Origin of the sequence: Pseudomonas sp. WS 5011, assembly GCF_012985775.1 — a bacterium.
GTDB lineage: Bacteria > Pseudomonadota > Gammaproteobacteria > Pseudomonadales > Pseudomonadaceae > Aquipseudomonas > Aquipseudomonas peli.
In genome coordinates, this window is the sequence record NZ_JAAQXA010000010.1 from 109,053 (window position 1) to 129,910 (window position 20,858).

The 20,858-nt window shown below is 59.2% G+C and carries 23 protein-coding genes; 13 read left to right on the top strand and 10 right to left on the bottom strand.

Translation table 11 applies throughout. The features are described from left to right. Window positions 1-64: 64 nt before the first annotated feature. Window positions 65-892, bottom strand: coding sequence for a protein-glutamate O-methyltransferase CheR (gene cheR / locus HBN63_RS12775; RefSeq protein ID WP_167354419.1), 828 nt, complete (start codon window positions 890-892; stop codon window positions 65-67). A 44-nt stretch (window positions 893-936) separates the two neighbouring features. Continuing rightward, the gene (locus tag HBN63_RS12780; protein WP_090248441.1) at window positions 937-1,869 is read right to left on the bottom strand and encodes a chemotaxis protein CheV; all 933 of its coding nucleotides are present in this window, start codon (window positions 1,867-1,869) and stop codon (window positions 937-939) included. Between the two features lie 73 nt (window positions 1,870-1,942). Here HBN63_RS12780 and flgA point away from each other — a divergent pair, with 73 nt between their 5' ends. The 4 genes from flgA to HBN63_RS12800 all read left to right on the top strand — a co-directional run bounded on the left by flgA (window position 1,943) and on the right by HBN63_RS12800 (window position 4,587). Beyond that, entirely contained in the window at window positions 1,943-2,701 is a 759-nt protein-coding gene (gene flgA / locus HBN63_RS12785) for a flagellar basal body P-ring formation chaperone FlgA (RefSeq protein WP_160085159.1), read from the top strand. A gap of 158 nt (window positions 2,702-2,859) precedes the next feature. Then, window positions 2,860-3,204 (top strand): flagellar biosynthesis anti-sigma factor FlgM, encoded by a 345-nt coding sequence (gene flgM / locus HBN63_RS12790; protein ID WP_170049673.1) that lies wholly within the window; start codon window positions 2,860-2,862, stop codon window positions 3,202-3,204. A gap of 85 nt (window positions 3,205-3,289) precedes the next feature. Beyond that, the gene (gene flgN, locus HBN63_RS12795) at window positions 3,290-3,757 is read left to right on the top strand and encodes a flagellar export chaperone FlgN (RefSeq protein ID WP_170049674.1); all 468 of its coding nucleotides are present in this window, start codon (window positions 3,290-3,292) and stop codon (window positions 3,755-3,757) included. Window positions 3,758-3,837: 80 nt separating this feature from the next. Continuing rightward, complete coding sequence (locus HBN63_RS12800; RefSeq protein ID WP_170049675.1) at window positions 3,838-4,587, top strand: flagellar brake protein; 750 nt, start codon at window positions 3,838-3,840, stop codon at window positions 4,585-4,587. On the opposite strand, the gene HBN63_RS12805 is transcribed toward HBN63_RS12800, so the two are convergent. Genes HBN63_RS12805 through HBN63_RS12820 form a run of 4 tightly spaced genes read right to left on the bottom strand, consistent with a single transcriptional unit; the run spans window position 4,584 to window position 8,493 of the window. Next, the gene (locus tag HBN63_RS12805) at window positions 4,584-5,195 is read right to left on the bottom strand and encodes a TIGR04282 family arsenosugar biosynthesis glycosyltransferase (RefSeq protein ID WP_167141762.1); all 612 of its coding nucleotides are present in this window, start codon (window positions 5,193-5,195) and stop codon (window positions 4,584-4,586) included. The two genes, HBN63_RS12800 and HBN63_RS12805, sit on opposite strands and share 4 nt — an antisense overlap. Next, window positions 5,192-5,884, bottom strand: a complete 693-nt coding sequence (locus tag HBN63_RS12810) for a TIGR04283 family arsenosugar biosynthesis glycosyltransferase (RefSeq protein ID WP_170049676.1) — start codon at window positions 5,882-5,884, stop codon at window positions 5,192-5,194. The genes HBN63_RS12805 and HBN63_RS12810 overlap by 4 nt, the downstream gene beginning before the upstream one ends. Further along, on the bottom strand, window positions 5,881-7,197 hold the full coding sequence (locus HBN63_RS12815; protein ID WP_170049677.1) for an MFS transporter: 1,317 nt from the start codon (window positions 7,195-7,197) through the stop codon (window positions 5,881-5,883). The genes HBN63_RS12810 and HBN63_RS12815 overlap by 4 nt, the downstream gene beginning before the upstream one ends. A gap of 54 nt (window positions 7,198-7,251) precedes the next feature. After that, complete coding sequence (locus tag HBN63_RS12820) at window positions 7,252-8,493, bottom strand: glutamine synthetase family protein (protein ID WP_170049710.1); 1,242 nt, start codon at window positions 8,491-8,493, stop codon at window positions 7,252-7,254. A gap of 446 nt (window positions 8,494-8,939) precedes the next feature. Here HBN63_RS12820 and HBN63_RS12825 point away from each other — a divergent pair, with 446 nt between their 5' ends. Then, window positions 8,940-9,455, top strand: a complete 516-nt coding sequence (locus tag HBN63_RS12825) for a phage infection protein (RefSeq protein WP_170049678.1) — start codon at window positions 8,940-8,942, stop codon at window positions 9,453-9,455. 53 nt (window positions 9,456-9,508) lie between these two features. Here HBN63_RS12825 and HBN63_RS12830 read toward each other — a convergent pair whose 3' ends face one another. Beyond that, window positions 9,509-10,168, bottom strand: coding sequence for a DUF480 domain-containing protein (locus HBN63_RS12830; protein WP_170049679.1), 660 nt, complete (start codon window positions 10,166-10,168; stop codon window positions 9,509-9,511). 274 nt (window positions 10,169-10,442) lie between these two features. Here HBN63_RS12830 and sstT point away from each other — a divergent pair, with 274 nt between their 5' ends. The 3 genes from sstT to HBN63_RS12845 all read left to right on the top strand — a co-directional run bounded on the left by sstT (window position 10,443) and on the right by HBN63_RS12845 (window position 12,529). Continuing rightward, window positions 10,443-11,663, top strand: coding sequence for a serine/threonine transporter SstT (sstT, locus tag HBN63_RS12835; protein WP_170049680.1), 1,221 nt, complete (start codon window positions 10,443-10,445; stop codon window positions 11,661-11,663). 198 nt (window positions 11,664-11,861) lie between these two features. Continuing rightward, window positions 11,862-12,143 carry a peptidylprolyl isomerase gene (locus HBN63_RS12840; protein ID WP_090248458.1) on the top strand — a complete coding sequence of 94 codons (282 nt, stop codon included), beginning with the start codon at window positions 11,862-11,864 and terminating at the stop codon, window positions 12,141-12,143. Window positions 12,144-12,295: 152 nt separating this feature from the next. Beyond that, complete coding sequence (locus HBN63_RS12845; RefSeq protein WP_170049609.1) at window positions 12,296-12,529, top strand: hypothetical protein; 234 nt, start codon at window positions 12,296-12,298, stop codon at window positions 12,527-12,529. Here the strand turns inward: HBN63_RS12845 and HBN63_RS12850 are convergent. After that, a complete protein-coding gene (locus tag HBN63_RS12850; protein ID WP_170049681.1) occupies window positions 12,526-13,410 on the bottom strand; it encodes an EamA family transporter in 885 nt (294 codons plus the stop codon). The genes HBN63_RS12845 and HBN63_RS12850 overlap by 4 nt on opposite strands. Window positions 13,411-13,682: 272 nt before the next feature. On the opposite strand from HBN63_RS12850, the gene HBN63_RS12855 reads away from it, so the two are divergent. The 5 genes from HBN63_RS12855 (at window position 13,683) to HBN63_RS12875 (ending at window position 18,572) form a co-directional block, all read left to right on the top strand. Further along, window positions 13,683-14,384, top strand: a complete 702-nt coding sequence (locus HBN63_RS12855) for a YebC/PmpR family DNA-binding transcriptional regulator (protein ID WP_170049682.1) — start codon at window positions 13,683-13,685, stop codon at window positions 14,382-14,384. 189 nt (window positions 14,385-14,573) lie between these two features. Continuing rightward, complete coding sequence (locus HBN63_RS12860) at window positions 14,574-15,194, top strand: hypothetical protein (protein ID WP_345940483.1); 621 nt, start codon at window positions 14,574-14,576, stop codon at window positions 15,192-15,194. Between the two features lie 175 nt (window positions 15,195-15,369). Further along, window positions 15,370-15,696: a DUF2025 family protein gene (locus tag HBN63_RS12865; RefSeq protein ID WP_170049683.1), complete on the top strand. Its 327-nt coding sequence runs from the start codon at window positions 15,370-15,372 to the stop codon at window positions 15,694-15,696. Window positions 15,697-15,810: 114 nt separating this feature from the next. Beyond that, window positions 15,811-17,553 (top strand): amidohydrolase family protein, encoded by a 1,743-nt coding sequence (locus tag HBN63_RS12870; protein ID WP_262498949.1) that lies wholly within the window; start codon window positions 15,811-15,813, stop codon window positions 17,551-17,553. Window positions 17,554-17,666: 113 nt separating this feature from the next. Continuing rightward, window positions 17,667-18,572, top strand: coding sequence for a hypothetical protein (locus HBN63_RS12875; RefSeq protein WP_223181875.1), 906 nt, complete (start codon window positions 17,667-17,669; stop codon window positions 18,570-18,572). Here the strand turns inward: HBN63_RS12875 and HBN63_RS12880 are convergent. Together HBN63_RS12880 and HBN63_RS12885 are read right to left on the bottom strand one after the other, a co-directional pair. After that, entirely contained in the window at window positions 18,529-19,842 is a 1,314-nt protein-coding gene (locus HBN63_RS12880; RefSeq protein ID WP_170049714.1) for a phospholipase, read from the bottom strand. The two genes, HBN63_RS12875 and HBN63_RS12880, sit on opposite strands and share 44 nt — an antisense overlap. 136 nt (window positions 19,843-19,978) lie before the next feature. Further along, window positions 19,979-20,833 carry an FHA domain-containing protein gene (locus HBN63_RS12885; RefSeq protein ID WP_170049684.1) on the bottom strand — a complete coding sequence of 285 codons (855 nt, stop codon included), beginning with the start codon at window positions 20,831-20,833 and terminating at the stop codon, window positions 19,979-19,981. Window positions 20,834-20,858: the final 25 nt, after the last annotated feature.

The window sequence follows — 20,858 nt, forward strand, 5'->3', positions numbered from 1 at the left end:
TCAAAAACTGTCCGCAATAAAAAACGGGAGGCCAGTGGCCTCCCGCTTTTCAATACAGCGACTGTTACTTCGCCTTGTAGATGATTCCAGGACTGCACTGCACCATCTGGTAGTGGTTAGGCAGACCATTAAGCGCTTCGGAAGCCCCCAGAAACAGGTAACCGCCCGGCTTCAACATGGCATGAATGCGCGTGAGGATATCCTTCTTCACCTCGGCCGAGAAATAGATCAGCACGTTACGGCAGAACACCACATCGAACTTGCCCAGGCTGGCGTAACTGTCCAACAGGTTCAGCGGGCGGAACTCAATGCGACTACGAATGGCCGGTTTGACCACCCAGCGCCCCGGCCCTTTAGGGTCGAAATAGCGCTGCAGACGCTCCTGGGAAAGCCCACGGCCCATCGCCAGACTGTCGTATTCACCGGATTTACAGTTGATCAACATGGTCGGCGAGAGGTCAGTGGCCACAATCTGCAAACCACCCTTGAGCTGACCGATATTGGTCTTCTCGAACTCGTCGATGGTCATCGAAAGCGAATAGGGTTCCTGCCCCGAAGAGCACGCCGCCGACCAGATGCGCAGGCGCTGGCCGGGGCTTGCCTTAATCATCTCCGGCAGCACACGGTTTTTCAGCACTTCAAACGGATAAGTGTCGCGAAACCACAGGGTTTCATTGGTCGTCATGGCATCGACCACTTGCTCGCGCAAACCACTGCGCGGCTGGGTCTGCATGCGCTGCACCAGCTCCCCCAGGGTCTTGATACTGTTCTGCTCCATCAACTTGTTGAGCCGACTGGAAACCAGATACTGCTTGTTGGTGCCAAGCAGGATGCCGCAGGCTTTTTCCAGGAAAGTCCGGAACTGCTCGAAATCCAAATTACCTGTAGACACTCGCGAGGCCTCGACAAACATATGATTCACTGAGGGCAAAGCCCTCAGTCCCCTGCCGCGATATTGATGCGGTCAGCTACCCGTGCAGCCAGGTCATCCGGGCGAAACTTAGCGAGAAAATCATCCGCGCCGACTTTCTTCACCATGGCCTGGTTGAACACGCCCGATAACGAAGTATGCAGGATGATGTGCAGCTTTTGCATGCGCGGATCTGCGCGAATCTCCGCAGTCAAGGTATAGCCATCCATTTCCGGCATCTCGATGTCAGAAATCAGCATCAAAAACTCTTCTGCGGGGTTCTTGCCCTCGTCCACCATCGCCTTCAGATAATCCAGTGCCTGACGCCCATCATTCAGCGCAACCACCTCCACGCCGACAGTTTCCAGACAGCGAGTAACCTGTTTACGCGCCACCGATGAGTCATCGCAGGTCAGCACACGCTTGCTCACCGCACGGGCCTGGGTCTCCGCATTCAGAACACCTTCAGAGATAACTTCGGATGTCGGAGCCACTTCGGCCAGAATCTTTTCGACATCAATGATTTCAACCATCTTGTCGTCAAGGTGGGTGACCGCTGTGAGGTAATGGTCACGACCGGTGCCCTTGGGTGGTGGATGAATCGACTCCCAGTTCATGTTGACGATGCGCTCGACCGAGTGCACCAGAAAGCCCTGAACCTTGGTGTTGTATTCAGTGATGATGACAAAGCTGTTGTCGATATTAGCCAGCGGCGCGCTGCCGGTGGCCATGGACAAATCAAGAATCGGAATAGTGCCGCCACGGATATTGGCGACACCACGAACAACCGGGCTCGATTTCGGCATGATGGTCAGTTTGGGGCACTGCAGCACCTCTTTCACCTTGAAAACATTGATCCCATACAGCTGGTTGCTGTTCAGACGAAACAGCAACAACTCCAAACGATTCTGCCCAACCAACTGAGTTCGTTGGTTAACCGAATCCATCACACCGGCCATACCCAAACTCCTTATTTGAGTAACAGATTGCTGTCAGCGTAGCAGGCGGCACGCGCCTTGCTATCTAACCCATATGAACACTGAAACGACAACGAACCGACACTCACTGGCAAAATGCCGCTACTGGCTGGCAGTTGTACCCGCTTTGCTGGCAGTCGGCTATAGCGCTTTGGCAACAGCCAACGCCACACGACCTGAACAACTTATCGGCGCTGGCGAAGTTTTTCTTGAGCAAGCGGTGAACGATTATTTACAGCGTAGCAACATCGCTGGCCGCCATGAGATTCAAATCAACCGACTCGACCCACGCTTGCGCCTGCCAGAGTGCCAGCAGCCCCTGACCACAACCTTGGAAAGCCCTGCGGAGCCGATTGGCCGCGTCACCCTGCGCGTACGCTGTGACGGCGCCTCGCCTTGGACGGTGTTTGTGCCCGGACAAGTGCGCCTGTACCGGGAGGTGGTGATCGCCAGCCGGCCATTGAAGCGCGACATCCTGTTGACACAAATGGACGTGATGTTGGCTGAGCGTGATGTCGGCCTACTCAACCAGGGTTATCTCACTGCACTTAAGCAAGCCATCGGCAAAAAATTGACGCGCCCTTTGTTACCCGACCAGGTGCTTGCGCCCATCCATGTACAAATGGCCGACGCCATCCGCAAAGGTGATCAGGTTGTTATCAGCGCCCGCAGCGCAGGTATCAGCGTGCGAATGCAGGGCGAAGCCTTATCTGACGGCATAATTGGCAAGCAGATCAGTGTGCGCAATCAACGCTCGAACAGAGTGATCAGAGCCCGTGTAATCGGCCCTGGACAGGTTGAAGTAGCGATGTAGGCATGATTCTTGTTTTAAACTTTGTTCACTCGGTGAGCTGACGATTATCCACACTGTGTTTAGACTGTTATTTGGCGCACACTTTTTTGCCCTAAAGTTTTCCAGGGCAATGCCGACAAGCTAGTCAAGCGTCCAAACTCTGTTCGAGGTTTTGCATCATGGTCATTGACATCAACCGGCTCAACAATGCCGCATCGCCAGCCAATTCGGGGCGGGCCGGCAGTGCGCAGGCAGGTGGCCAGAACGAAGCCATCAGCGGCAAACAGCCTGGCAACGTCCCCAACCCTGTCGAGCAGGCACAACAGGCCGGCAAAAGCGGTGAGTCCGTGCAGCTGAGCCGTGATGCGCAACAACTGCAGAAAGTCAGCGAGAAGTTGCGCGACCAGCCAACCGTCAATAAAGAGCGCGTTGCCCAACTCAAGCAAGCAATTGAAGATGGCAGTTACCAAGTTGATAGCCAGCGCGTTGCCAGCAAACTGCTTAATTTCGAATCCCAGCGCTAGTCACCGGGCTACGCTGGGGTAATTGGTCGCCCAATAGACGCTGAATGCTACTCGCATCAGTGCCTGTTACCCCGAAGAGCCTGCAATGCACGACACCCAGTTGCTTGAACTGTTCACCAACGATATCGGCACCGCCGAGCAGTTGCTTGAATTGATCGACACCGAATTCCAAGCCCTCAGCGACCGCGACCTCCCTCGCCTGCAAAGTATCCTCACGGAAAAACTGCCGTTGCTGACGCGACTCGACCAGCACGGCAAGATACGCAGCCAGCTGCTTAGCAGCCTTAACCTCAGTACCGACCGTGCTGGCCTGCAAACGCTTGCAGCTCAGTCCAATCAGGGCGAGCTGTTGCTGGAGCGTGGCGACCAGCTCAACAGCCTGCTCGAACGCTGCCAAGCGGCCAATCTGCGCAATGGCCGGTTGATTCGTTCCAGTCAGGCGTCCGCTCACAGCATGCTCGGCATTCTGCGCGGCAACGAGACACCCAGCCTCTATGACAGCCGCGGCAGTGCCGCTAGAATCGGCCAGCAGCGCCCGCTTAGCCAGGCCTGAAACCCAACAAGGCACAGGGGACATACTGTCATATTGCCAGTATGCTAGTGCCATAGTATTTGCTCGGAGAGTTATGGACCGTGTCCAGTCCTTTTAGCCAGGAAGATGGCCCGCAGCCGCCCAAGGTGCTCAAGGCACCGGTGGAAATAGTTGCCAACCTGCGCCAACTGCAACAAAACCATGACCCACTGATCATCACTTTCAACGAGCGCAACCAACGGTTCCAGAGCTACGTCATTGACGTCAACCGCGATAAAAACCTGCTGATTCTCGATGAGTTAGTGCCAAATGATGGCGAACGCTACTTGGCCAATGGTGAAACATTCAACGTAGAAGCCTTCCATGAAGGCGTGCGTGTAGCCTGGACATGCGAACAAAGCGTGCGCATTACCGACCATGAAGGTGCGCGCTGCTATTTCAGCCCGATGCCGCTTGAGGTGACCTATCACCAACGGCGTAGTGCCTTCCGCGCGCCGCTTAAGCAAAGTGAGCTGATCAAAATTGAGCTCGCCGGCGATAAACTGCGCACAGCAGTACCGGGACATTTGCTGGATATCTCTGCAACCGGCTGCAAGCTGCGCTTCCCCGGCAACATCACCGGCAGCCTACAGGCAGGCCAGGTCTATGAGCGGTTTACTGCACGCTTTCCTTTCGGCGCCATGACCACGGCCATCGAAATGCGGCACGTGCAATATGAAGACAAGGTAGACACCACTTTTGTCGGTGCACGTTTTCACCGCATCAATGGCCAGGAACAGCGTCTGGTCGAACGTTTCGTTTACCAGCTGCAGCGCGAAGCGCGGCGTTTTGAAAGTGACGGACTGTTCTAGATCACGATATTCAGCGCCGCCAGGCGAGACAAATCTTCAGGTCGATCCACGTCCCACAACGCAGGCAACAGCCCCGGATGCCAGTCCAGCTGCTGCAGGCGTTGCAGTGTCATATCCAGCACTCGCTCAGTGCCCCACGGCATCTCACTGAACAAAGTTGCGTCTATACAACGCAACCCTAGCAGCACATAACCGCCATCCTCCGCAGGCCCAATCACGACAGACCGTTCCTGCAACGCGCTACAAGCTGCTTGCAGGTAGTCGCCATTGAGCGCCGGACAGTCATTGCCGATCAGGATTACCGCATCACTTTCAGCCAGCCCTAGCGTGGCGATACGGCGCATGCGCTCGCCAAGATCGCCAGCCGGCTGTTCGACCAACGTCCAGCCAAGGCGCTGCGCCAGCGCCTGCAGACTTGTACTGGGAACGCCATCCAACCAGAGAAAGCGCTCAACAAAGCCGTCAGCCGGTAACTGCAATGCGCGCTCTAGCAGCATTTGCTGCAGGTCACAGGCCCCCTGAGCACCCAGGGCTGGAATCAGGCGAGTCTTTACCTGCCCCGCGACTGGTGAACGAGCAAGCAAGTGCAATGAGATCGACAGGTTCATAGCCATGACCCTCGGCGGTATTGGCGGGCCAGCTTTGCTGGACTGACACCACAGTAATAGGCAAGCCGTAGGCGCCACATCAGCAGCACAGTACGCACAATCCCGTTCTGCTCCCAGCGCCGACTTGAGGTCAATAAGGGCGGACGCAGACAGCGCGGTCGAGCCAGCGACTTAAGTCGCCTGCACAGCTGTAAATCTTCCATCAAGGGGATCTGTGCATAACCGCCCAACGCGTCAAAGGACTGTCGGGCAACAAAAATCCCCTGATCACCCGAGGCGATACCGCTCAGGCGCGAACGCAAACTGATCATCGCACCAATCAGCCGCAGTGCCAGCCCTTGCCCAGATAAACGCACATCGAAGCGTCCCCACAGAGGTCGCTCACTTAGCACGTCGTGTAAGCGCATGAGCGACGCTGCACTGACCCGCGTGTCGGCATGCAAAAACCACACATATTCACCACAAGCCACCGCCGCACCGGCATTCATCTGCAAAGCGCGCCCAGGGGCCACTCGAAGTATTTGATCAACCCGCCCCCGTGCCAGCTCGCAAGTGCTATCGCTGCTACCACCATCGACCAGGATCAACTCAGCACCAGAGGCACGAAGTCCCGCCAAATCATCCAACAATGCAGGCAAGGCTTGCGCTTCATTGCGTGCAGGAATCACCACGCTTAGCAACGGTTTCATCCACGCGGCTCTGGCTGGGTAGGCGACTCACCTTCAGGCGCTTGCACGGCACTGGTGTGATGCATCTGCTCTTGCACCACCTGCTCATCGACGCGAGGATCAAGTGCCGCCGTCAACGGCGAACTGGTGGTGCTGTCAGGCATGGGAATGTGGTGCAGCGGCGCATCGTCGACCTGATGCAGATGGGTGACGCGCTCCGGACGGATACGCAGCACTAGAATCAAGGCGCAACCGCAGACGAAAGCGTACAGCATGTTCGCGCCGAGAAAGCGCATCAGCACGCCCGCCAGTAACGGCCCAATACTGGCGCCGACACCGAAAGTCACCAGCAGCATGGCCGTCAGTGACACCCGCCGCTCGGCTTCAACATGGTCATTGGCCAGCGCCACCGCCAGCGGGTAGAGGCTGAATTGCAAGGCACACACCGCAAAGCCGCCGGCAAACAACAGCGGCAAACTGGCCTGCGGCAGAATCGCCAGAGGCAGCGCAGCCAGCGCCAGCAACGCGGCACAGCCACGTATCAGCTGCACGCGGTCATGCCGATCAGACAACCAGCCCAACGGCCACTGCACCACCAGGCCAGCGATGATGCAGCAACCCATAAACAGACCGATCTGCTCAGTGGACAAACCCATGCGCGTGCCATACAGCGGCGCCAGGCCGTAGAACGAACCAATCAGCAGCCCCGCGACCACAATGGTGGTCAGCGACAACGGCACACGGTCGATAAAGAAGCGCATTTCCAGCGGGGCTGGATGCAAGGGTGCAGGGTGCAGTTTGCGGGTCAAGGCCACCGGCACCAGGCACAGGGCAAAGCACAGCGCCACTAGCATCAGCAGCTCAAGACCGAGCGTCGGGTGCACCACCAACACCAGCTGGCCGAGGATCAGACCGAGGTAGGAAGCCCCCATATAACCGGCAAACACCTGACCACGCTGGCTGGTTTCCGCCTGCTCATTGAGCCAGCTCTCGATCACCATGTACTGGCACATCATGCCCAGGCCGACCAGCATCCGCAGTAGCAACCAGCTGGGTAACCAGTCGCTCAAGCCATGCCCGAGAACCGCAGCGGTGACCACACCGGCGCAGGCGACATAGGCGCGGATATGACCCACCCGAGCAATCAGACGGTGGCCAATCTTGCCGCCCAGCACCAGCCCCAGGTAATTGGCCGCCATCAGCGCACCGACCCAGAGTCCATCGGCCGTTTCCGCCAACCGCAACGCCAGGTAAGTACTCAACAAACCCGAGCCCAACAACATCAAGAGGGTGGCGAAATACAGCGAACTAAATGACTTGAGGATCACAGACATGGGGCGGCTGGTGTCTCCATAAAAGCCGCCGAAACCCTGCTCGGCGGTCAGACTCTAGGCATGGGACGCCAGTACGCGGCGCTCCCACGGGGTAATTTCATCAAAGAAACTGGTGAGTTCCAGCGTCTTACTGGCGATGTAGCCTTCGATGAACTCTGCACCAAACAGTTCCTGCGCCAGCGCACTGTGTTTGAGACGCTCGATCGCGGCATGCATGGTACAGGGTAGCGCCAATTCGTCCGGGACTTCGAACTCACCCTGGATCGGCGCACTGGGCTGCAGCTGCTGTTCAATCCCATACAAACCCGCCGCAAGGCTCGCCGCCAGCGCCAGATAAGGATTGGCATCGGCGCCCGGCAAGCGGTTTTCCACCCGCCGCGCCACTGGCGCACTGGCGGGAATGCGCAGGCCTGCGGCGCGATTATCCTCCGACCAGCAGGCATTGTTCGGCGATGCATAAGGATGACAAAGGCGCTGATAGGAATTTACATGCGGGGCAAACAGCAGAGTGAAATCAGCCATAGCGGCCTGCTGACCGGCAATAAATTGATAGAACGCCGGCGTTGCCTGGCCATCGGCCGCGCTGAAGATATTCTGCCCACTGCCCTGCTCCACCACACTCTGATGAATATGCATTGAGCTGCCCGGGGTATGCGCCAGCGGCTTGGCCATGCACACCACAGCAAGGCCATGCTTGAGCGCAACCTCCTTGAGCAGGTGTTTGAACAGAAACGTCTGATCCGCTAGCAGCAGCGGATCGCCGTGCAGCAGGTTGATCTCAAACTGGCTGACGCCCATCTCGTGCATAAAGGTATCGCGCGGCAACCCTAGCGCCGCCATGCACTGATAAACTTCACGGAAGAACGGACGCAGGCCATTGTTGGAACTCACACCGAAGGCCGAGCCGCCGTCTTCACGCCGACCATCGAGCCCCAGCGGCGGCTGAAATGGCTGCAGCGGATCAGCATTGCGGGCAAACACGAAAAACTCCAGCTCGGTCGCCACCACCGGCTGCCAGCCATGACTGGCGTAACGCGCAATTACCTGCTTAAGCAGGCCGCGGGTCGACAACCCGGAACTACGTCCATCCAGTTCATCAGCATCGCAGATGGCCAGCGCGCGCGGCGTTTCACTCCAGGGCAGCCGATGAATCTGCGTCGGCTCGGCATTCAAGGCCAGGTCACCGTCATCACTGCCGTAATAACACGGCGCCGGATAGCCACCCATGATGCATTGCAGCAATACCCCGCGCGCCAACTGCAAGCGCCGTCCCTCCAGAAAACCCTCAGCCGTCATCACCTTGCCGCGCGGCACGCCGTTGAGATCAGGCGTTACACATTCAACTTCATCAACACCACGCAGCAACTCAGCCAGGGCGGTGCGGTCGAGGGTACTCATTTGCTGTTGTCCTTATTGATGCAAGAGGCCGCAGTTGCACGGCGAGGCGCACAAAATACGCACCAGGCGTTCGATATTTCAAGCAAAGCCACACCCTATACCTGACGCGCAAGCTGCGCAGTTAAATATATCGACTAATTAGATATTAATGATCATGCACAATCGCTCCAAAAACCATCGTATAGACACTCAAAAATAAATATAACTACATGATAAATAAAACATTAACTCAACTATCGATGCCGTCGATGATTACCATGCTCAGCCTGCACTTCTTCATCAAATTTTCATCCGTATGATTGGCTCCGTACTCACTTACACCCGCCCTTACGAGGAGCCTGAATATGAAAAAGCAAATTCTTACCGCCGTGATCCTGAGCAGCCTGTCCATCAGTGCCTTTGCCCTGCCACAGAACAACCCGCAGCCACTGCTGGGTGAAATGCAGGACAGCAGCGTAAAAAACCTGATGGGTTTTGGTAGCAACCTGCAAACTGAAGGCGGTGCTGATCATCTGCAAGAGCGTCTGCGTGTGGCCGAAGACGGTGCCGATCGCACTGGCGCAAACCGCGTCGCTGAAGGTGGTGCTGATCGCCTGCAAGAGCGCCTGCGTGTGGCCGAAGACGGTGCCGACCGCACTGGCGCAAACCGTATCGCCGAAGGCGGTGCTGATCGTCTGCAAGAGCGCCTGCGTGTAGCGGAAGACGGTGCCGAACGTACTGGCGCAAACCGTGTCGCAGAAGGTGGTGCTGATCGCCTGCAAGAGCGTCTGCGTGTAGCCGAAGACGGTGCCGACCGCACTGGCGCAAACCGTGTCGCTGAAGGTGGTGCTGAACGTACACTAGGCCTGCGCTTTAGCTGATTACAGCTAATAGGCAACACAAAAAAAGGTGCTCAATCGAGCACCTTTTTTGTTTATTGCGCAGGCGACTCCAACTGCGCCAAGCGCTCTTCCAGCGCCGCAATCCGCGCCTCCAAAGCTTCCAGGCGCTCATCCTGCTGACCGCCCGCCGTCGCGCGCTGCGGCTCATTGGCTCTGGCTGCCAATACCGCCTGCAAATCCGTTGGGTCACCCAGCACATGCATATAACGGTCTTCGCGCTGCCCCGACTGGCGTGGCAACAGGCAGGCCAGTTCGCGGCTGATCAGGCGCTCAAGGTGATGCTGCACCTGCTCGGCATCATCAAAATCATGCATGCGGCTGCTGCGGGTCAGCAGCTCGTTGATGGTCTGCGGGCCACGCAGCAGCAACAGACCGATCAGCACCACCTGCGCCGCCACCAGCTCCAGCGCTTTGTCGGCGCGATGCTCCCAGCGATCCGCCCGGCTGCCCATTACCAGGCGCGCCATTTCTCGCCCCTCCAGGCTGCGCAGAGCCTGGCCGACCTGGCCGGCGGTAAGGTTGAGCACCGGCTCACGGCTGGTTTTCTGATTGCAGGCCAGCACCAGGGCATTTAGCGTCAGGGGATAGGCTTCGGGGGTGGTCAGCTGCTTTTCGATCAAGCAACCCAGCACCCGCGCTTCGACGATCGTCAGGGTTTCAACCGCCATAGCGTTCGCATCTTCGTTGGACATAACCACCTCATGGCCTCGCAAAGGCCCTAGCCTAGCCCGCCTGATGACCGGTTGATAGGCATAACAGCCGCTTGGCGGGGCTGGCACTGCGCCAGCGCGTAACAGCGGGTCACTGTGGTAGAGTCGCGCGCTATTTTTCAGCGTGGCCTTGTTTCATCCCCCGCGAAAAGCCTCATAACGCGCACCGCAGCCATGCATCCAGCCCCCGGCGCCCCAAGCCCCGCAGGCAATATGAAGAGATCGCAGGCCTGCCCGCCAAGTAGAGATGCATGTCATGACCACTGCCCAACACCCGCTTGTCCAACTGCTCAACCGCACCAGCCTGGTGCTGCAAATCGCCATCGGCCTGGTGGCCGGTATCGCCCTGGCGATGCTCCTGCCTGAAGCAGCGGCGAGCGTCAGCTTCCTCGGTACGGTGTTTGTATCTGCGCTGAAGGCCGTAGCACCGGTGCTGGTATTCGTACTGGTAGCGGCGTCGATTGCCAACCATCAGCAAGGCCAGCAGACCCATATCAAACCGATTCTGCTGCTGTACCTGATCGGCACCTTCAGTGCGGCATTGATCGCAGTAGCCGCCAGCTTTGCCTTCCCGTCCAGCCTGACCTTGGTGAGCAACAGCGCCGAGCTGTCACCACCCAGCGATATCAGCGAAGTGCTAAAAACCCTGCTGCTGAATGTGGTGGATAACCCGATCAATGCCCTGCTCAAAGGCAACTTTATCGGCATCCTGGCCTGGGCCATTGCCCTGGGTTTTGCCTTCCGTCACGCCAGCCCGAGCAGCAAGCAAATGCTCGCTGACCTTTCTGACGCAGTTACCAGCATCGTCAAACTGGTGATTCGCCTGGCGCCACTGGGGGTTTTCGGCCTGGTTGCGGCCACCCTGGCTGAATCAGGCATGTCTGCTCTGATCGATTACCTGCACCTGCTGCTGGTACTGGTCGGTTGCATGCTGTTTGTCGCCCTGGTGACCAACCCGGCGATTGTCTATTTCAAGACCCGCCGCAACCCCTACCCGCTGGTGCTGACCTGCCTGCGCGAAAGCGGCCTGACGGCGTTCTTCACCCGTAGCTCGGCGGCCAACATTCCGGTCAACCTGCAGCTCTGCCAGCGCCTGGGCCTGCATGAGGAAACCTACTCGGTGTCGATCCCTCTGGGCGCGACCATCAACATGGCCGGTGCCGCTATCACCATTAGCGTTCTGACCCTGGCCGCCGTAAACACTCTGGGTGTTGCCGTCGATATGCCTACCGCGCTGCTGCTCAGCGTGCTGGCCTCGATCTGCGCCTGTGGTGCCTCAGGGGTTGCCGGCGGTTCGCTGCTGCTGATTCCGCTGGCTTGCAGCCTGTTCGGTATCCCCAATGATGTGGCCATGCAGGTGGTCGCCGTCGGCTTTATAATCGGCATCGTGCAGGACTCTGCAGAAACCGCGCTGAACTCCTCCACCGATGTGCTGTTCACCGCCGCCGCTTGCCAAGCTGAGCAACAACGCAGCTAAACGCTGGCCGAAACAACAAAAGGCTTACCCATGGGTAAGCCTTTTTTATGCACGCCATTCAGGGTTCAACGCAACGCGGCGTGAATCAGCGCGCCAGGCAGATTTTTATGACTCAACCGATAAACGTCACATGCACGGCGTTTGAATAGCCGAACGATTCCGGTAGGCTTTGCCGCTTCTTTATAAGGAGTAATTCCCATGGCCCGCGCCACTGCCCGTCACATCCTGGTTGCCAGCGAAGACAAGTGCAACGAACTAAAAGCCGCAATCGAAGGCGGTGCCGACTTCGCCCAAGTCGCCAAAGACAACTCCAGCTGCCCGTCCAGCCGCAGCGGCGGTGACCTTGGCTCGTTCGGCCCAGGCCAGATGGTCAAGGAATTCGACACCGTAGTATTCAGCGCACCGATCAACGTGGTGCAAGGCCCGGTGAAGACCCAGTTCGGTTATCACCTGCTGGAAGTGACCAGCCGCCAGGACTGATCCTGCCTGTTCGCTGGGCCGCCCGGCCCGGCGAATCCAATTTTTTCGCGCAGCGCCCATCGGGCACCGTGCCACTGACCAACAGTGCAAAACCTCGGGCAATAGCCAGGTATACTCGCCGGCCTTTTCTTCTCGCACCCGCGGACCTCGCCATGACCAACACTCCAGCAGCTGAACCCACCCTCGCCGTTCAGTCTGCCGACAGCGAGAGCAACGCCACCAACGCGGTTAAAGCCAGCGGCTTTGCCTCGCTGTTCGGCGCCGCCAAAGCCGCTTCAGGCAAACAAGACGATCAGCCCTGGCACCAGAAGGGCAACAAGTCGAGCCACGAAAAGAAGATTGGCCCAGCGCCAAGTGGGACTCGCCGCGCCATGGGTAAACGTTAAGCCCAACGCGCGCGCAAACGCTCCTGCAACCAACCGCCGCAAAAATTCAGCAGCAAACCGAGCATCACCAACAGCGCACCGACTAGCTGCAGGCTGCTCAGGCGCTCATCAAGCAGCAATGCCGATGAGGTCAGTCCGACTACTGGCACCAGCAGCGAGAACGGCGCCACCTGGCTGGCTGGGTAGCGCGACAGTAAGCGGCTCCACAGGCCATAGCCCAGAATGGTCGCGCCGAATGCCAGGTAGACCAGCACCAGCAAGGTATCCAGGCTAAAGCCGCGCAGCGCAGACTCGATTACCTCAGGGCCTTCCATCAGCCAGGACAGCGCAAAAAACGGCAACGGCGGTACCAGGCTACCCCACACCACCAAGCCCACCAGATTCACCTTGCCCAGCTTGCGCGTCACGATATTGCCCAGCGCCCACATGGCGGCAGCGCAGAGCGTGAGAAGAAAACCGGCCAGGGTCATCAGGCCATTGCCCTGCGAGCCAATCAGCAGCAAACCGCCGGCTGCCACCAATAACCCGAACAGATTGGCCAGGCGAAAACGCTCACCCAGCAACAGCACAGCAAACAGCAGAGTAAACAGCGCCTGCGATTGCAGCACCAGCGACGCCAGCCCGGCCGGCATGCCGACCGCCATGGCCGAGAAGAGAAAGGCAAACTGCCCCAGCGAGATGGTCAAGCCATAGGCCAGCAGCCAACGCAGGGGAATCTGTGGGCGCTTGATAAACAGCACGGCCGGAAAGGCCGCCAGCAGAAAACGCAAGGTGCCCAGCAACATCGGCGGCATCTCATGCAGGCCGATCTTGATCACCACAAAGTTCATACCCCAGACGACGATCACCACCAGGGCCAGCAGTAAATCCTTGGGTTGCATGGGCGTTCCAGACTAATAAATCAGCGCTTATTAAAGCGGCCAGCCGCGCCATCGCGCCCATACAGAAACCCGGCAAATAAGCCGTACAGCGCATCACTGATCGGCAGATTGCTGCGCCACAGGTGCCGCCAGCGCCTCGAAGGGCTAGAATCGCAGCCTTTCGTATTTATTTCGGAACTTGCGCCGCGCGAATGAAGCCATTTCTAACGCGCAATCGCCGACGCACAGCAGGCCCGAAATTCACCTATTAACCCGCAACGACGAGATAACCCATGGGCGCTCAGTGGAAAGCCAAACCTAAAGAAGCCGCGGCCAACGCCAGAGGCAAGATCTTCGGCCGCCTGGTCAAGGAAATCATGATCGCAGCCCGCAACGGCGCCGACCCGGACCTGAACCCCAAGCTGCGCCTGGCCATCCATCAGGCGAAAAAAGCCTCGATGCCCAAGGAAACCCTCGAGCGAGCGATCAAGAAAGGTGCCGGCCTGCTGGGCGACACCGTGACCTTCCACTCCGCCACCTACGAAGGCTTCGCCCCGCATCAGGTGCCCGTGATCATCGAATGCCTGACCGACAACATCAACCGCACCGTGGCCGAAGTCCGCGTGCTGTTCCGCAAGGGCCAGATGGGCGCTTCCGGCTCGGTAACCTGGGATTTCGACCATGTGGGTATGATCGAAGCCAGCACCGAAAGCGATGCCGACCCGGAAATGGCCGCCATCGAAGCCGGCGCTCAGGATTTCGAGCCAGCCGATGAAGGCAACACCCTGTTTATCACCGAACCGACCGACCTCGACGCCGTGTGCCGCGCGTTGCCGGAGCATGGTTTCAGCGTCAACTCGGCGAAAATCGGCTACATCCCGAAAAACCCGGTGAGCAGCCTGACTGCAGAACAACTGGAAGAAGTCGAAGCCTTCCTCGAATCCCTCGACGCTCACGATGACGTGCAGAACGTCTACGTCGGGCTTTCCGGCTAACCCCAGGCTGACCAGACCCGCTGCGCAGGAGGCGCAGCGGGTCCACGAACGGCACGCTGCAATGTGCGCAGTTCGTCGATTCGGCCGATTGACCACTGCCCGCAGCCAACAAAGCGGGTAGAATCGCCGCCCGCCGCGCTACCCATGCCCGGCGTGTACACAAGGACGTCGTCACACAGGAGTTTTACCGTGCACAAGTTTCTGATTCTGGCCGCATGCCTGCTGCTCGGCGCCTGCGCCAGCAACCCGCAGACGACCTACCAGCAAGACGTTAAGGCGGGCAAAAGTCCGATGGCCAAGAGCGCCCTGGAAGCCATCCACAACACCCAGGCCATTCCACTGCCGCTCAACCCGGGCCTGTTGGCACCACAGTGGCCGATCAGCGCCGATGAGCCGCGCCTGGACTTCGGCAGCTCGATCTCCAACTACCGGATCTTTTCCCTGCAGCTGAAAAAGGGCGAGCGCTACACGCTCAACGTGCACTCACTGTGCAACGATCCCTGCATGGGCGTCAGCAAATACGCCCTGAAACCACGCGCCATGCTGTTGGATGCCTACGGCGCAGTGATTGCCGACAAGCCTTCGCGTGCCGAAGCCGTGGTCGGCCAGATCAGCCTGAGCTGGGATGGTGAAGCCGCCGAAGACGGCACTTACTACCTACTGGTAGCCGCCGATAACGACGACATCGGTGAAACCATCGTGATCGACGATGTCTGGGTCAACAACTCGCCGCTGATGGCAGTAAAGGTGGGCATGCAAAGCTCGCCATTCGGCAAGATCAGCGCCTTCTCCAGCACCCGCAAAGACTAAATCCACCACCCTGGCGAGTTGCAATGGCTCGCCGGGCGACACCCTCTTGCACCTGCCCTTCGCTTCCCTGCTCAGAACTAGTGCGATCCGCCCACTTATTGATCCATCGCAAGATCCTCTACCCAGAGCGCTTTAGCCTATGCCGATGACATCCATTGCCATCGACGAGGCTCCCATGAGCATCACCTCTGCCAGCATCTGCGCGGCTGCCGACCAACTGCAAGGTTTTGTCGGTTTCAATGCCAAGACCGGGCGCTATATCGTGCGTTTTTCCGAAGACTCCTTTGGCCTCGACGTGCTCGAACAGAGCATCACGCCTACGTGCGAATTCGTCTGGCGTGCCTTTGACGGCGAACTGATGAGCCTCGACCGCGCGCGCCTGCAACTGCTGCTGGAACAGAACATTGATGACCGTCTGGCGATCAGCGAACCGCTGCGGGTCTATATGCGGCGTACCGATATGCCGGAGATCAGCGCCGAGCGCCGTCGCCTTAACGCCTGAGCAGCTTGGCGAGGTGGCCGAATTGACCGAGGGTTGTTCACTTACACCCTCACAACAACGGCGCACGGCAGACTAAGCTCGACGAGTCAGAATCACTCGCCAAGGAGCCTGCCGATGTTCGATGTGCTGATCAAAAACGCGCTGTTTTTCGATGGCAGCGGCGCGCCCGGCGTCGTGCGTCACCTTGGCATCCGTGACGGAAAACTAGCCTGCATCAGTGCCAGCGCCCTGGATGAGAGAGATTGTGGCCAGGTGATCGATGCGCAAAACCGCTGGGTGACGCCCGGTTTTATCGACATGCACACCCATTACGACGCCGAACTGGTGGCCGCCCCTGCGCTCAAGGAGTCGGTGCGCCATGGCGTGACCACGGTGATGATCGGCAGCTGCTCGATTAGCATGGTGTTGTCCAGCCCCGAGGATTGCTCAGACCTGTTCACCCGCGTCGAATCAGTGCCGCGTGAACATGTGCTACCGCTGCTGCAGGCGCGCAAGACCTGGAACAGCGCCAGCGAATTCGCCGCCTTTCTCGATCAGCATCCGCTGGGGCCGAACATCTGCTCCTTCCTCGGCCACTCCGATTTGCGCGTCGCCGTGCTTGGCCTGGAACGCGCCGTAGACGCCAACGTACGCCCCACCGAGGGTGAATTACAGCAGATGGAACGCCTGCTGGAAGAGGCGTTGGACGCCGGTTTACTCGGCCTGTCGAGCATGACCAATCCCTGGGACAAGCTCGATGGCGACCGTCAGCGCTCGAAATCTCTGCCCTCGGTGTATGCACCCTGGGCCGAGTACGCGCGGCTGAACAAGATCCTGCGCCGGCGCGGGCGCATCCATCAGGGCGCGCCGAACCTGGTGACCAAGCTCAATGTCCTGGCCTTTCTCTGGGACAGCATCGGCGGCTGGTGGCGCAAGCCGCTGAAGACCACCCTGATCACCCTGATGGATGTCAAAGCCGATCCGTGGCTCGCCCCGGTACTTGGCCCACTGACCCGCTGGATCAATCGCCTGACCCATGCCGACTTCCGTTGGCAAACTCTGCCGGTGCCGTTTGAAACCTATGCCGACGGCATGGAGTTTGTAGTTTTCGAAGAGTTTCCCGCCGGCCAAGCCGCCCTGCACCTGGCCAACCACGATATGCGCAGTCAACTGTTCCAGGACCCGGCCTACCGCCTGCGCTTTCGCCAGGATGTGGAGAAGAAATTCGGCCCACGGGTCTGGCACCGCGACTTCGACGACGCCTGGATTGTCGACTGCCCGGACGCCAGCGTGGTCGGCAAAAGCGTTGGCGAGCTGGCCAAGAGCCGCGATGAACACCCGGCCGATCTGTTTCTCGACCTGCTGGTGGCCCACGGCCCGCGCCTGCGCTGGCGTACGTTGATCGCCAACCATCGCCCCGAAGTGGTGGAGAAACTGGTATGCGAGCCAAGTACCCTGATCGGTTTTGCCGACTCCGGTGCGCATATCCGCAATATGGCCTTCTACAACTTCGGTGTTCGCCTGCTCAAACTGGTGCGCGATGCCGAGCTACGCGACCAACCGGTGATGCCGATTGAAACGGCAATCTGGCGCCTGACAGGCGAGCTGGGTGAGTGGTTCAACATTGACGCCGGCAGGCTCTACGAAGGCGCTCGTGCCGACCTGGTAATCATTGACCCCAGTGCGCTGGATGAGTCACTGGCCAGCTACCAGGAAGCACCGATGGAGGCCTTCGGCGGCTTGCAGCGCATGGTCAACCGTGGCGACGCTGTGGATGCAGTTGTGATCAACGGGCGTATCGCGTACCAGCAAGGCGTATTCGCCAGCGACCTTGGGCAGGCGCGCGGCTACGGAGCGTTCTTGCGCAGCAGGGCCTGAGTCGACGATGGCAATCGACCTACGGCATACGGCCGCGACGCCAGGCTGGCATAATGCGCGCCGCACTGCCCACTGAACCCTGCCGGGCCGGTATTGAAAGGATTCATATCGATATGCCACTCCCCTTGCAACAGACCGTCTGGCGCTGGCTGCTATGCCTGTTGCTGTGCAGTTTGTTATTGCCCGTGCACGCGAGTGACGCGACCGCCATTTACTACCCGCGCTGGAGTGACGGTGATGAGTCGCGCTCCAACTACATGCTGGCTCAGTTACGCCTCGCGCTGGATAAAGCCGGCAGCCCACTGCGCCTAGTGCCCACGCATACCAGCATGGAGCAAGAGCGTGCGTTGGTTGATTTGCAACACGACAAACACCTGGATGTGGTCTGGAGCATGACCAGCCGCGAGCGCGAAGAACGCCTACTGCCTGTACGCATACCGTTGGACAAAGGGTTATTCGGTTGGCGTGTCGCGTTGCTGCCCCGCGAGCGCGTGGACCTGCTCAAGCACGTGCGAACCCTGGATGACCTGCGCCAGTTTACGGCAGGCCAGGGCCACGACTGGCCCGACACCGCCATTCTGCAAAGCCAGGGCTTACCCGTGGTGGTGTCGTCCAACTATGCCAGCCTGTTTCACATGCTGCAGGCACGGCGCTTTGATTACTTCCCGCGATCGGTTCTGGAAATCGGTACCGAGCTGCAAAACCCACGGGCACAGCAGTTGGTCGCCGACCCGCATGTGCTGCTGCACTACCCCACAGCGTTGTATTTCTTCTTTTCACCGCGACGTCCGGAACTGGCCGAAACCGTCCGCATCGGCATGGAGCGCGCCGTCGCGGACGGCTCCTTTGAGGAGTTGTTCAAGCAACAATTCGCCCACAGCCTGGCGCATCTGCAAGACGCCGAACGCCAGGTGATCGAACTGCCCAACCCGCTATTGCCCAGTGCCACCCCGCTGCAGAGGCGTGAACTGTGGTTCAGTCCGACGCAGTTACGCCAGACACAGGTGGCGCCAAAGTAGTCTGCACAACGTTGCGGGTGTGTGCGCCAAAGCGTTTAAACAGCACCACCAGCATCTGCTCAAGTACCGGGTCGGCTTGGGCCTGAGTCAGCTGATTCCCCCCGCTAAAACCTGGCGCAGCCGCGGGTTTGCGGGCCAACCACTGACCAATCACCTGATCCAGCGCATCCGCCGTGGCATAGGACTCGGCCGCCACCACCTGCTGCGCGTAATCCACCGAATAAGTCGGATACGCATCCGGTGGCGTTTGCGTATACGCCTGCAACAGGGGCGCTGGCGTTTGTTCGTCCATCAGTTGCTGCATGCGCTCCAGCTGATATTCCTCGATGGCCGTGTGTCGATCCGCCACGCGGGCAATCGCTGCTTGGCGGTCTTGCGGGTAACCGGCTGCGCCTTTGAGCGCAATCAGCATCAGCTCTGGCGTACTGAAGCCCGGAACGGTCTTGGCGTGGTAGGGCTGGGTCAGGTCCTGCATGTAGTGCAGCGCCCAACCGAGGAAGCGATAGCCCCAGTAGTCGTGCCCAGTGGCCAGGGCCAGCCGCGCCAGCCCGGTGTATTGGTAGATGCGCCAGTGCGGCAGGGTGCGGCGTAGATAAGGCGCCGCCTGAAGCACCAACTCTGGCTCGTGGTAATAACCGATATGAAATGGCGCCTGGGAGGAATACTCGAAGCGCGCATCGCCGAAGGGCTGCGCGCCGAAGTTGTAGCGCGCGCCGGCATCGCCTGGGTTGTCGCTGAACAGGTTGATATCGTGGCCATAGTCCGGTTCATCGGCCGCACTGCTCAGCACCTGCAAAGCACTCACCGCCTCACCGGGCTGCAGCGCCAAATACCGCCAGTGGCTCCAGGGACCAATCTTGCGAAACACCAGCACCTGCTCGGCCATCAGGCGTGGTCGACCCTCATCGCCCTGCCCTGGCAACTGCTGAACAAAACCAGCCAGACGAATCTGCGGGTTGACCCGCAATGCCTGCAGAAACGCGGCACGACGCTGCTCAGGCAGGGTGCTCGCGGCCTCAAACCGCAGATCATCCGGGCGGGTTGGATAGTCCGGAAAATGCGCACGGGCAAAGGTTTCCTGCTCATCCAGCAATTGCTCGATTGCCGGCGCCTGTGCGTCCAGAAAGGCCTGCAGCGGTTCATAGGTCAGCGTGCGCTGCAACTGCGGCAGGTTCTGCAAGGCCAGCTGACTGCCCAGCGAGTGGTTGGACCACGCCAGGGCATTGAACGGCTGAAGCGCCAGGCAACAGGCAGATAGCAACAGGAGCAATGGCTTCACGGAGACTCCAACAGCGGATGGCAGTGCAAAGGACGTAGCCTAACGCCAAAGCCGCCACCTGGCACTGTCGTATCAAGTCAGCCCATTCACCAATCGAGCAGCGCAGTGCTTACAGAGCCCGCCAGAGCTAGAGAACAAACACCACCACCGCCGCGACCAACCCGGTTACCAACAGCCCCGCCAACGCCAGCAATGGCTTGTTCAAGCCAGGGGGTTCATTGGCCGGCGCTGCACGCAGCGGGTTGGCCTGCACGTTTGTGCGCAGCGGGTTGGACTGGTTGTTCGGCGAGCTGGAAAGCGGCGCCGCTTTGAGCGGTTTTGGCAGGTCCACCGCGCGCATAAACAGCGTGGCGTCTTCATCCTCGCTGGTCGCCACGGTGCTTTTCGGGCCGATCACCAGCAGGCTCACCGAGCCCATCTTCAACTGATCGCCCGGCTGCAGTACCGCCGTCGTGACCTTCTGTTGGTTGACCAGTAGGCCGTTAGCCGAAGCCAGGTCTTTGACCTCTAGCACGTCATCCTTGAGGAAGAACTCACAGTGACGGCGCGATAACTCCTGATCGCTGAAGCACAGCTCGCACTTCACCGAACGGCCAAAAGTCATAGAGCCGTTGATATGAAATTTCTTGCCTTCGTGTTCACCCTGAATCACCTGCAAGTACCAGCGCGCGGTTTGCTCGGTGTGGGTCTTGCTGCGCGCCGGGTCGACCAACTGCAGCTCCACCGCCCCCAAGCGCACACGGTCATCAGCGCGCAGTTGGAAGCGCGTGCTGACGCGCTCGTCATTGACGAAAGAGCCGCTCGGACTGCCCACATCGGTCAGGTAATAGAAGCCCTGATCCTGACGGATTTCCGCGTGAAACGAAGCGATGCTGGGGTCTTCCAGCACCAGGCTGTTGCGGCTGTCCTGGCCGATGGTGAAACGCTCGTCGACCAACCAGATCGGGGCCTGACGATTATCACTGAAGTGAATTTTGAGCATCTGCGCACTCCGCCAACATCGGTTA